This window comes from Bartonella vinsonii subsp. arupensis OK-94-513, assembly GCF_000278235.1.
In the GTDB taxonomy this organism is placed as follows: domain Bacteria; phylum Pseudomonadota; class Alphaproteobacteria; order Rhizobiales; family Rhizobiaceae; genus Bartonella; species Bartonella arupensis.
In genome coordinates, this window is sequence record NZ_JH725037.1 from 120713 (window position 1) to 133494 (window position 12782).

At 38.4% G+C, this 12782-nt stretch carries 7 protein-coding genes; 4 read left to right on the forward strand and 3 right to left on the reverse strand.

Annotated elements, in window-relative coordinates:
• Positions 1-294: 294 nt before the first annotated feature.
• Entirely contained in the window at positions 295-3783 is a 3489-nt protein-coding gene (gene dnaE / locus ME1_RS00525; RefSeq protein WP_004862003.1) for a DNA polymerase III subunit alpha, read from the forward strand.
• Positions 3784-3989: 206 nt separating this feature from the next.
• Here dnaE and ME1_RS00530 read toward each other — a convergent pair whose 3' ends face one another.
• Both ME1_RS00530 and ME1_RS07745 read right to left on the reverse strand, forming a co-directional pair.
• Positions 3990-5240, reverse strand: a complete 1251-nt coding sequence (locus ME1_RS00530) for an FAD-binding protein (RefSeq protein ID WP_004862005.1) — start codon at positions 5238-5240, stop codon at positions 3990-3992.
• Between the two features lie 34 nt (positions 5241-5274).
• Positions 5275-5523, reverse strand: a complete 249-nt coding sequence (locus tag ME1_RS07745; protein WP_004862006.1) for a zinc-finger domain-containing protein — start codon at positions 5521-5523, stop codon at positions 5275-5277.
• A gap of 291 nt (positions 5524-5814) precedes the next feature.
• Between ME1_RS07745 and ME1_RS00535 the strand changes: the two genes are divergently transcribed.
• The gene (locus ME1_RS00535) at positions 5815-7995 is read left to right on the forward strand and encodes an RNA degradosome polyphosphate kinase (RefSeq protein WP_004862009.1); all 2181 of its coding nucleotides are present in this window, start codon (positions 5815-5817) and stop codon (positions 7993-7995) included.
• A gap of 6 nt (positions 7996-8001) precedes the next feature.
• Positions 8002-9513 carry an exopolyphosphatase gene (gene ppx / locus ME1_RS00540; RefSeq protein ID WP_004862010.1) on the forward strand — a complete coding sequence of 504 codons (1512 nt, stop codon included), beginning with the start codon at positions 8002-8004 and terminating at the stop codon, positions 9511-9513.
• A 158-nt stretch (positions 9514-9671) separates the two neighbouring features.
• Here ppx and rnd read toward each other — a convergent pair whose 3' ends face one another.
• Positions 9672-10826, reverse strand: a complete 1155-nt coding sequence (gene rnd / locus ME1_RS00545) for a ribonuclease D (protein ID WP_004862011.1) — start codon at positions 10824-10826, stop codon at positions 9672-9674.
• Positions 10827-10957: 131 nt separating this feature from the next.
• Here rnd and aspS point away from each other — a divergent pair, with 131 nt between their 5' ends.
• Complete coding sequence (gene aspS / locus ME1_RS00550; RefSeq protein WP_004862013.1) at positions 10958-12751, forward strand: aspartate--tRNA ligase; 1794 nt, start codon at positions 10958-10960, stop codon at positions 12749-12751.
• The last annotated feature ends 31 nt before the right edge of the window (positions 12752-12782 follow it).

Sequence of the window (12782 nt, forward strand, 5' to 3'; positions counted from 1 at the left end):
CATTTTAAGAAAAAAATCAATATTTAAAGGTACATAATAAATAGAGTACAAGAATAAAATGTTGGTCATATTCTATAAATTTCTCCTTTTTGTTTTTGTGTATTTATTTGCTGTGAATAGAGATATTTTCTTCATGGAAGTCTTTTGTAAATATCAATAAAACTGGAGTGTCTTGGCTCATATGCAGAGTGACACGTTTATAGATTTAAAGGCATAATGATTTAGAGTATTTTCTATTATTAAGACAAACAAAGGTTGCACTTTGGTATTTATTTTGCAGTGGGAAATTTAAGAGTGGCAGAAGATAAAAATACAATACGAGAGATAAAAAAATCTCTTCCTCGCTTTATCCATTTGAGAGTGCATTCTGCTTATTCGCTGCTCGAAGGGGCTTTAAAAATTCCGCAAATTATTCAACATGCGATTTCGGATCAAACGCCAGCTGTCGCTATCACTGATACGAATAATTTATTTGGTGCGTTGGAGTTTTCGCAATATTGTTTTTCGCATGGGATCCAGCCTATCATTGGCTGTCAGCTCGCCGTTGATTTTGGTGATGAAAATGATAATTCGCGTTTTGCTAAATGGCACCATCCTTCTGATTTGTGTTCTCTTGTTTTGTTAGCAGCTAGTGAGATCGGTTATGCTCATTTGGTTCGTCTTGTTAGTCGTGCCTATCTTGATAAGTGTGATACTGATCCTCCTCATATTAAAGTTGATTGGTTGTCATCACACAGTGAAGGAATAATTGCTTTAACAGGTGGTAGGGGAGGCCCACTTAATTTTTCTTTGGCAGAAGGGAGAAAAGAACGAGCTGTCGAACGTTTGATTTCTTTAAAAAATCTTTTTGGTGATCGTCTTTATGTGGAATTACAGCGGCATAGCTCTTTTGATCGACAAGTAGAAGCTGCACTTATTGAGTTGGCTTATGCACATGAAGTTCCTCTTGTTGCAACCAATGAAGCTTTTTTTCTAAAGAGGGAAGGCTATGAAGCACATGATGCACTGATGGCGGTTGCAGAAGGACAAATTGTTTCTAATCCAGATCGTAAACGGGTAACACCGGATCATTATTTGAAATCACAAGATGAAATGGTTGCATTGTTTTCTGATCTTCCAGAAGCTCTGGAGAACAGTGTTGAAATTGCATTGCGTTGTCATACAGCTACGCCTATTCGAAAACCAATTTTGCCTCGTTTTATAGAGCAGTCTGTTGATTCAAACTTTGCTTTAGAAGTAGAAGATAGTGAATTATTAAATCAGGCCAAGGCTGGTTTGAAAATCCGCCTTGAGACAATTGGATTGGCTGAAGGATATACTGTTGCAGATTATGAGCAGCGGCTTGAGTATGAAGTTTCCGTTATTACGCGGATGCAATTTTCTGGCTACTTTCTTATCGTTTCAGATTTCATAAAGTGGGCGAAGGCGCATGATATTCCTGTTGGACCGGGACGTGGTTCTGGTGCCGGTTCACTTGTCGCTTATGCTTTGACTATTACTGATGTTGATCCATTGCGTTTTTCTCTTCTCTTTGAACGTTTTCTGAATCCAGATCGTGTTTCTATGCCAGATTTTGATATCGACTTTTGTCAAGAGCGGCGCGAAGAAGTTATTCAATATGTTCAAAAAAAATATGGACGTGATCAAGTTGCCCAAATTATTACGTTTGGTAAGTTACAGGCGCGTGCGGTATTGCGTGATGTTGGACGTGTTTTAGAAGTTCCTTATCGTCAGGTGGATTATCTTACAAAATTAGTTCCTGCTACGCCTGGAAGCCAAGTTGAACTGGCTGATGCTATCAAGGATGAGCCTAAATTTGAGGAAGAAAAGAAAAAAGATCCGGTTGTAGGACGCATGTTAGATATCGCACTTCAGCTGGAGGGCCTTTATCGTCATGCATCGACGCATGCAGCAGGGATTGTTATTGGTGATCGTCCGCTTTCAGAGCTTGTTCCTATGTATCGTGATCCTCGTTCTGATATGCCTGTTACGCAATTTAACATGAAATATGTTGAACAGGCGGGGCTAGTAAAATTTGATTTTCTTGGATTAAAAACGCTTACTGTTTTGAAAATGGCGGTAGATTTTGCCGCACGAAAAGGCATTCAAATAGATTTGTCGAATATCTCTCTGAATGATGAAGAAACCTATGCTATGATGGCACGTGGTGAAACGGTTGGCGTGTTTCAAGTGGAAAGTTCTGGTATGCGTAAAGCATTGATTGGAATGAAACCAGATCGCATTGAAGATATTATTGCTCTTGTAGCGCTTTATCGTCCTGGTCCAATGGAGAATATTCCAACCTATAACGCACGCAAACATGGGGAAGAAGAAATTGCTTCGATTCATCCTAAGATAGATCATCTGATTCAGGAGACACAGGGTGTTATTGTGTATCAAGAACAGGTCATGCAAATTGCTCAAGTGCTTGCTGGTTATTCGCTTGGGGAGGCGGATTTATTACGTAGGGCTATGGGAAAAAAGATTCATAAAGAAATGCAACAACAACGTACGCGCTTTGTAGAGGGAGCTGTTGCTGGCGGTGTTGATAAGGATCAAGCTGATATTATTTTTGATCTTTTAGCAAAATTTGCAGATTATGGTTTTAATAAATCGCATGCCGCTGCTTATGCGATTGTTTCTTACCAAACAGCTTATATGAAAGCACATCATCCAGTTGAGTTTTTAGCCGCTTCAATGACGTATGATATGACAAATACGGATAAATTAAATGATTTTCGGCGTGAAGCATTAAGATTGGGTATTAAAGTGATTGCACCTTGTGTACAAACATCACATCGTGTTTTTGAGGTTGGTGATAACTGTATTTATTATTCTCTTGCTGCCATTAAAGGTGTGGGGGAAGCGGTTGTTGATCATATTGTAGCTTGTCGTGGAAATAAACCTTTTAAGGATATAGAAGATTTTTGTGAGCGTATTGATCCGCGCATTGTTAATAAGCGTGCAATGGAAAGTTTGATTTGTGCTGGCGCTTTTGATTGCTTTCATATCGCACGTGAGATTTTATTGGAAAGTCTTGGAACTCTTCATGCACGTGCACTTCGTATTCTTGATAATAATTCTAGTGGACAGATTGATATATTTGGGATGACGGGTGGGTTAAAAGAGCCTTTGATTTTATCGCAAACAACTCCTTGGTTACCAGATGAAAAACTTTATCGAGAGTTTCAAGTAATAGGTTTTTACTTTTCTGCTCATCCTCTGGATGAGTATCAAGATATTCTTGCGAAAAAACGCGTACAGACTTGGGTTAATTTTGCTAATGCTGTCAAAGGAGGAGCAGAAGCTGCTAGGCTTGCTGGAACTGTTGTGGCAAAACAAGTGCGCAAAACAAAATCTGGCAAAAAAATGGGGGTTATTCATTTTTCTGATACGAGTGGTCAGTATGAGACAGTTCTCTTTTCTGAGGGGCTTGCGGATTATGAGGAGATACTAGAGCCAGGGAAATCTTTTATCATTACAGTGAGTGCAGAAAATCGCTCTGAGGGCATCAGTTTGCGGCTTGAGACAGTTCAATCTTTGGAAAATGAGGACTTACAGCATCATAAAATGATGCGCATTTTTATCAATACAGTTGATATGCTTCCGCAAATTGAGCAGAATTTAAATCTTGGTGGAAATGGGGAAGTTGGACTTATTCTCATTCAAGAGGATGGATTACGCGAAATCGAAATTACGCTCCCAAAACGATACAAGGTTAATTCACGTGTGGCGAGTGCTATGAAATCGGTACAAGGTGTTATTAATGTGGAATTGGTTTAAATAAAAAGTTATGAAATGACAGCTTGTTTTGAAAGGTGTTCTTGTTTTATCGGTGGCTTAAGACTTTTCTTGGATTGGATTGTAGGTTTTGAAAGGTTTGATAAGCTATGATACATTTCTCATCGAACAAAAACGAAAAGAAATCTCATTTTATTTCTTTATAAATATTCAAAGTCATTCTGGTAGATAAATTTTATAAGTTTTTACTATATATTGCCTTGTTTCATTTTTGTTAAGTTCATAGCATCATACATATAAAGCCAATTAAGGTTGGACATGATATTCTCTGGTGTACGAACTTTCATGATGAAATTACGTGCAATTGCTAGAGGACCAGTTGCATGATAAGCCATTCTATTAAAGTCTCCACGTTTTTTTACTGCTATAATTCTGGGCATACGTATTTTTTCGTAAAGTGAAAGAGCTTTCGTTAATGAAAGGTCTTTAAGTGAAAGCACTTCTGCTAATGTAGCAGCGTCTTCGATTGCCATAGCAGCACCTTGCGCAGCAAAAGGTAAGGCTGCGTGCGCACAGTCCCCAACAAATACTTGTCTCTCTAAACCTAAAAAACGGTTCTGTTTCATTTGAAAGAGGGGCCAATAGGTCCATTCATCAATATGGTCAAAGACATGCAAAATTTGCTGATTCCAATCTTTAAAAAGAGATTTCAATTTTTTTTTATTTCCTTTATATGCCCATCCTTCTTTTGAAGTTTCTCCATGAGTAACGGCGACAAAATTAAAAATGTTTGCTGATGATTGAATGGGATAGATGACAAGATGGTTTTTGGGGCCCATCCAAGCAGTAATTGTTTTGGTATTTTGTAATAAAGAACAAAAGCTTTTAGGAAGATTTTCAAATTCTGTTGTTGCACGCCAAGCAATAAAGCCACTGAAATTTGCCCTTTCATGAAAAGGAGCTAATTGCCGTAATGTGGACCAAACTCCATCACAACCGATAAGAAGTGGTGTTGAATAAAACTGCTGTTGTTGTGGTTCAGTTGATACATCTGTCTTTCTTGTTTTTATATGAATGCTATTAGGAACCGTTTTGGTAGACGATACAACAGTTTCTCCTGTTTTATATTTGATAAAAGGATTTTCTCTAACAGCGTTGTATAAAACTTTTTGTAAGTCTGCGCGATGAATTGTGATATACGGAGCACTCCAATTTTTTTCCGATAAATTGATGAGATTAGCGCGCAGTCGCACTTTTAAAGAAACTCCATCTCTTAACTCAAGAAAATGTGGTGTTGTACCCCTTTCAATAAGTTTGTTAAGAATTCCCCAATGCGCAAGGATGCAGGTTGCATTTGGAGTAAGCTGAATACCAGCACCTACTGCATCAAGCTGTGTACATTTTTCGATAAGTGTACTTGCAATTCCTTTATGGGCGAGAGCCAAAGCAGTACTTAAACCAGCAATACCTCCTCCAACAATGATTGGTGATTGATCCATGCGTTTTCTTCATATTGAAAGAGCAGAGAATGCACTATAGTGAATTATTTGGCTGGTATAAACATCCTGTTGGATTTGTTTGATTGTATGATAGTGAGGGGACATATCGATAAAGGGTTGAACAATAAGGACAAATTTTCTCATCCATTGATCCCATATCGATGAAAATATGAGGATGATCGAATGGTTGTGTAGCGCCTACGCACATAAATTCTTTTACACCAATTTCGATTGTTTTATATCCAAGATCATTCTGGAAATGGGGAATGTTGTGATCGGCCATGAACAAGCTCCGAATAAATTGCTTAAATCAGGTATGATTTGGATCTTCTCTTCTTTTATATGTATTAGTTTGTAATAAAGATTATAATAATGCAAGGCGCTTTTTAAGATAAATCAAAGTTCTTTTTGTTATACAGATCCGCTACCATATTTGAGCACTTTGTGTATGGCAATAGTTCTAGGCGTTTTAAAAATTGATATGTTCTTATTACAGTAACATATCATAAAGCGTTCTATGAGATATTTATTCATAAGAATTTGTGAGAGTAAAAAGGAAGTTTAGCTAGAGTCTATGAAACAGAGGGTGACAGATCAGATTTCTCTATCGGATATAACAATGAAAAATCCGAAGCGGTTTGTGAATAGAGAATTTTCATGGCTACAATTTAATACGCGTGTATTGATGGAAGCTGCTAATCCAAGGCATCCTTTACTAGAACGGCTACAATTTCTTTCGATTTCAGCAGCTAATCTTGATGAATTTTTTATGGTTCGTGTTGCTGGTCTTGCTGCTCAGATTCGTGATAAGGTTACGATGTGTAGTGCGGATGGGCGGACAGCGCAGGAGCAACTTGATTTTGTGTTAGCTGAGACCTCACATTTGCAGGCGTGCCAATTACGAGAGTTGAGAGTTTTACGTCACGAATTAAAACAGAATGATATTGAAATCATTTGTCCCGATGGGCTTTTAGAAATTGAAAAATCATGGCTTGAAAAATATTTTCTTGATATAATTTATCCTGTTCTAAAACCTTTATCTATTGATTCTGCTTACTCTTTTCCATTTGTTCCTAATTTAGGACTTTCATTTGCTCTCCAATTATCTCGATATACTGATCAACATACGCGCGTTGTGTTGTTGCCTGTTCCGACGACTTTAAGGCGTTTTATTCTTCTTCCTCGAGAGGGCAATCATTTTCGTTTTATTGCCTGTGAGGATGTTATGGGCCTTTTTATCAAACATGTATTTCCTGATGATAAAGTTGATGGAATTGGTACCTTTAGGGTGATTCGTGACAGTGATATTGAAGTAGAAGAAGAGGCTGAAGACCTTGTTCATTTTTTTGAAACGGCACTTAAAAAGCGCCGTCGCGGGCAGGTTATTCGAATTGAATTTGACGCGAAAATGCCAAAAAAATTACGTCAATTTATAACGAATGGTCTTTCTGTTCCTGATAATTGTATCAGTGTTCTCGATGGATTCTTGGCGCTTAATATGGTGTCAGAGATTGTTTCTATTCCACGTGATGACCTAAAATTTATTCCTTATGTTCCTCGTTTTCCTGAATGGCTTCGTGAGCATGATGGTGATTGCTTTGCGGCTATTCGTAAAAATGATATTGTGATTCATCATCCTTATGAATCATTTGATGTTGTTGTGCAATTTTTACGTCAAGCAGCTCGTGATCCTGATGTTGTGGAAATCAAACAAACTCTTTATCGTACATCGAATGATAGCCCAATTGTTAGTGCTTTGATTGAGGCTGCTGAACAAGGAAAATCGGTCACTGCTTTGGTAGAGCTTAAAGCACGTTTTGATGAGGAAGCTAATATTCGTTGGGCACGTGATCTTGAACGTGCGGGGGTGCGCGTTTTTTTTGGTTTTATTGCTTTAAAAACACACGCTAAAATGTCACTCATCATAAGGCGTGAAGGAAAACGTCTTTGCTCTTACGTTCATCTGGGAACTGGAAATTATCACCCAGTTAATGCTAAAGTTTATACCGATCTTTCTTTTTTTACCACTGATGATGATATTGGTCATGATGTTGGGTTGTTGTTCAATTATATTGCTCAATATAAACGTCCAAATGAACCAATGAAGATTGTTTTTTCCCCCTTAACGTTGCGTAGTCGTATTCTTAAGCATATTGAAGAAGAAATTACCAATGCAAAACAGGGGCGGTTTGCTGCTATTTGGATGAAAGTTAATGCATTGGTTGATCCTGAAATTATTGATGCTTTATATCGTGCTAGCCAAGCGGGTGTACAGATCGATTTGGTAGTGCGTGGCATATGTTGTTTGCGTCCCCATGTCCCAAGAATTTCGGATAATATTCGTGCAAAATCGATTGTAGGGCGTTTTCTTGAACATAGTCGTATTTTTTGTTTTGGTAATGGTGAAGATTTGCCGAATGAGAACGCGCTTGTTTATTTAGGATCGGCTGACATGATGCCTCGTAATCTGGATCATCGTATTGAAATATTGGTTCCAGTTTTGGATAAAACGGTTCGTAAGCAGATTCTTTTACAAATAATGCTGGCTAATATTATTGATAATCAACAAAGCTTTGATATACTAAGTGATGGGACATCAAGGCGTATAACACCGCAAAGAGGTGAAAGTCTGTTTAATGCGCAGGAGTATTTTATGGCCAAAGCAGGTCTTTCGGGATGGGAAAAATCTTTTGAGTCTTCTGCTTCGCGTTTGGTTGCATTGCATCGGCAGCGAGCCGAAGTAGATAAAGATTGAAATCCAATGACATATAGGGATGCTCAGGGTCGGCTAAAAGGGTGTAAACCTGTTGCTGTTATCGATATTGGCTCAAATTCTGTTCGGCTTGTTATTTATGAAGGACTTGTGCGTTCACCAACAGTTTTATTTAATGAAAAAGTTCTCTGTGGCCTTGGCCATGGTGTTGCAAAAACTGGATTTTTAGAAGAAAAATCAATGCAAATGGCGTTGGGAACACTGAGACGGTTTCGTACGCTTTGTCAGCAGATTGGAGCAGATGACGTCTATATACTAGCAACAGCCGCAGCACGAGAAGCAAAAAATGGATTAGCATTTATTCAAAATGCCGAAAATGTATTGCAAAATAAAATAGCTCTTCTTTCAGGAACTGAAGAGGCTCTTTATTCAGCGTATGGGGTTATTTCTACTTTTTACCAGCCAAAGGGTATTTCTGGAGATCTTGGTGGTGGAAGTCTCGAACTTATTGATATTGATGATTCTCATGTGGGTGATGGGATAACTCTGCCTTTAGGGGGATTACGGCTACAGTATATGTCCAATAATGATATTGCTGTTGCTACAAAAATTGCTCACGAGCATTTTAGTAAATCTGCTGTTATTCGTAAAAGCATGGCACGTTGTTTTTATGCAGTAGGAGGAACGTGGCGCAATTTAGCTAAACTCCATATGGCAACCAAACATTATCGGCTACCTGTTATGCATGGCTATGAAGTTGATGCAGTTGAAATGAAAGATTTCTTGCGTTTTGTTCTGAGTGACAATATCGATGATATGAAAGGGATTGCAGCTGTTTCAAAAAATCGCCGACAGCTGTTATCTTATGGGGCAATTGTTCTTATTGAGCTTATTCAATGTATGGGATTTGAAAAGATAATTTTTTCTGGTGCTGGAGTTCGTGAAGGCTTTCTTTATTCACGCTTGCCGCAAGAGATTCGTCTTTCAGATCCTCTTATTGCAGCATGCACTGAAATGGCAATTCTACGGGCGCGTTCACCAAAGCAGGCAGAAGAACTTATTAATTTTACTACCAATGCCTTTGAGGTTTTCGGAATTTCAGAGACTGAAGATGAATGTCGTTACCGTAAAGCGGCTTGTCTTCTTGCCGATATTGGTTGGCGGATACATCCAGATTATCGGGGAAATGAGGCAGCCAATCGAATAGCTCTGGGATCTTATCCGGGAATTTCTCATGAGGGACGTGCTTATGCTGCGCTCGCTGTTTTTTTTCGTAATACGAGTTCGCTCGTTGATGAAGAATCTCTCCCTATTTTTCAATTGGCAACGAGGAATATAATTGAGAAAGCACGCATTCTTGGTGAAACTATGCGTATTGCTCACCTTTTTAGTGCTTCTACTGCAGGAATTTTACCCCATTTATCGTGGCATAAAAAAACAGATCATGTTGTCTTGCACATTCCAAGGCGTTATGCCGATTTATTAGGAGAACGCCCTCTCGCTCGGTTAAAGAAATTATCAAAAATAGTAAAATTGCCTCTTTCTTTTGAAACTTCCTGATTTTTTCAGAGCTCTCCTCTATTTTCAAATAAAATTGCTTTAATACGTTGAGATTACAAAATTTTTCCTTTGTTCATTTTTATATTAAATAAGGCACACTACATCTTTAGGAAGGCTTTTATAGCGCAATCTCAGAATGCAAATAGCGAATTTGTAAATCAAAACTGTTTGGTGCTTATTTTCCCATTGTTAAAATAAAAACCTATCTGCCCCTTGAGCATTTGTTCAGCTTTGTGACCGAATATTTCATAGCGCCAACCATTCATAGCGGGAATATTTTTCTTTTTACATCCATTTGCGATTTTTTCTAAGTCATTGGAAGTTGCAATGATTTTAGGTGCAATACCGTTTTCACTTGCAACAAGTTTTAATAACACTTTAAGAAGATCGATAACGGCATTCGTTGTTTCATTAAGTGGATTATATTTAGGAAGAGTGGGTACAGTAGAAAGATCAACTTCTAAACCTTCGTGGACAGCTTTTATTAACGTTTGTGCGATTGAGAATTTATCCCAATTTTTATTCAGGCTACGCAAACGTTTCAAAGCAGCTTCATCTTTGGGTTGTTGGATTGCGATTTCAATAAGACTTTCATCTTTCATGATGTGACGACGTGGGGTATTATATCTTCTTGCTTTGCGTTCACGCCAAGCTGCTATTTTTTGTAATACGGCAAGTTCACGCGGTTTTTGTACCTTGCCTTTTACTTTTTTCCATGCTTCATCTTCAGGCATATCATAGGTTTTTGGAGTTAACAGAATCGCTATTTCATCATCCATCCAATGGGTGCGTTCGTTTTCTTCTAACTGCTTTTTTAATAAGAGATAAACGTCTCTTAGATAGGTCACATCAGCAAGTGCGTAGAGCAATTGTTTTTCAGAGAGAGGACGGCAACTCCAATCTGTAAAACGGGATGATTTATCAATGTGATGACCTGTGCAGCGTTGTACAATTTGATCATAGGAAATAGAATCACCAAATCCGCAAATTGATCCTGCTATTTGTGTATCGAAAAGAGGATAGGGAATAACACCTCCAAGATGATAAATAGTTTCGATATCTTGACGTGCAGCGTGAAAAACTTTGGTAATTTTTTTATCTACCATGAGATCAAAAAATGCGTGTAGATTTATATCTTGCGCTATCGGATCAATTAGTACTGTTACATCTGGTGATGCAAGCTGAATTAAGCACAGTTGAGGCCAAAAGGTCGTTTCCCGAATAAATTCAGTATCTACCGTTACAAAATCTGAGCTACGTAAAGCAGCAATGGCACTTTCAAGATCTGTTGTTTGTGTAATAAGATTCATCATTTTATTATAGCTGGATAAATTAAATTTGTCTTTTATTGACTTTTTTTTTGAGTCTTTATCCTCATATCTTGACAAATGGTTGTTAAAAAGCGTTTGTAGCGCAAGTGGAATTATAATCAAAGGCAAAAACTATGCACCGTTATCGCAGTCATCATTGCGCTGCTCTTCGTAAATGTGATGTAGGAACGAAAGTTCGTCTTTCGGGATGGGTTCATCGTGTCCGTGATCATGGAGGAATCCTTTTTATAGATTTACGTGATCATTTTGGAATCACACAGATTGTTGCGGATCCTGCTTCACCAGCTTTTAAAATTATCGAAAAAGTGCGTTCTGAGTGGGTTATTCGTGTAGATGGGGAAGTGTGTGCACGTTCTGATGAAGTGATTAATACATCTCTTCCAACAGGAGAGATTGAAATTTTTGCAAAAGAAGTAGAAATTCTTTCAAAGTCTGATGAGCTGCCTTTGCCCGTTTTTGGCGAACCTGATTATCCAGAAGATATTCGATTGAAATATCGTTTTCTTGATTTGCGTCGAGAAACTATGCACAAAAATATTATGCGGCGTACTGAAATTATTGCTGCTCTCAGACGATCTATGCAAAAGAATGGTTTTACAGAGTTTATGACACCACTTCTGACAGCATCATCACCGGAAGGGGCACGTGATTTTTTAGTTCCAAGCCGTATTCATCAAGGAAAATTTTATGCATTGCCGCAAGCACCCCAACAATACAAACAATTGTTGATGATGTCAGGTTTTGATCGTTATTTTCAAATTGCTCCCTGTTTTAGAGATGAAGATCCACGGGCTGATCGTCTCCCTGGGGAGTTTTATCAATTAGATGTTGAAATGAGCTTTGTAGAACAGGAAGATGTTTTTGTAACAATGGAACCTATTATGCGTTCTCTTTTTGAAGAGTTTGCAAATGGAAAGCCTGTAACACAAATCTTTCCTCGTATTTCCTATGATGAAGCAGTGCGAAAATATGGTTCGGATAAGCCTGATTTGCGTAATCCGATCGTTATGGAAGATGTTTCTCAGCATTTTTATGATTCTGGTTTTAAAGTTTTTGCGCAAATTTTAGCGAATGATAAGAATGCGCAAGTTTGGGCTATTCCGGCTAGAACAGGTGGAAGTCGTGCTTTTTGTGATCGTATGAATGGATGGGCACAAGGTGAGGGGCAACCAGGGCTCGGATATATTTTCTGGCGAGAAGAAGAGGGGAAATTTGTAGGAGCTGGTCCTATTGCTAAAAATATTGGTGAACAAAGGACTGAAGCACTCCGTATGCAGCTTGGCCTTGAAAGTGGTGATGCCTGTTTTTTTGTGGCAGGAGATCCAAAGAAATTTGCATCTTTTGCGGGAGCAGCACGTACACGCGTAGGGGAAGAATTAGACCTAGTTGATAGGGAGTGTTTCTCTTTAGCGTGGATTGTTGATTTTCCATTTTTTGAATGGAATGAAGATGAAAAAAAACTCGATTTTGCACATAACCCTTTTTCTATGCCGCAGGGGGGGGACAATGCGCTTGAATGTCAAGATCCTCTTACTCTTAAAGCCTTTCAATATGATCTTGTTTGCAATGGTTATGAGATTGCATCAGGTGGAATCCGCAATCATTCACCAGAAATGATGCTTAAAGTTTTTAACCTTGCTGGTCTTTCTAAAGAAATTGTAGAGGATCGTTTTGGTGCTCTTTATCGTGCATTCCATTATGGAGCACCACCCCATGGTGGTATGGCGGCGGGTGTTGACCGTATCATTATGCTTTTGCAAGGTGTTAAAAATTTACGTGAGGTTGCTTTATTTCCTATGAATCAGCAAGCACTTGATCTTTTGATGAATGCTCCATCTGATGTTTCTCCTTCACAATTGCGTGATTTAGGGATACGAGTTGCTCCTGTTTTGAAAAATGGTTCATAAATTGATTATGAGTTGTTGCCATTTTTCTCTA

What these genes read in the sequence shown, in the direction of transcription:
- aspS (WP_004862013.1), top strand. Translation starts at nt 10,958, where the DNA reads ATGCACCGTTATCGCAGTCATCATTGCGCTGCTCTTCGTAAATGTGAT.
- ME1_RS00530 (WP_004862005.1), bottom strand. Translation starts at nt 5,240, where the DNA reads ATGGATCAATCACCAATCATTGTTGGAGGAGGTATTGCTGGTTTAAGT.
- ME1_RS00535 (WP_004862009.1), top strand. Translation starts at nt 5,815, where the DNA reads ATGAAACAGAGGGTGACAGATCAGATTTCTCTATCGGATATAACAATG.
- ME1_RS07745 (WP_004862006.1), bottom strand. Translation starts at nt 5,523, where the DNA reads ATGGCCGATCACAACATTCCCCATTTCCAGAATGATCTTGGATATAAA.
- ppx (WP_004862010.1), top strand. Translation starts at nt 8,002, where the DNA reads ATGACATATAGGGATGCTCAGGGTCGGCTAAAAGGGTGTAAACCTGTT.
- rnd (WP_004862011.1), bottom strand. Translation starts at nt 10,826, where the DNA reads ATGATGAATCTTATTACACAAACAACAGATCTTGAAAGTGCCATTGCT.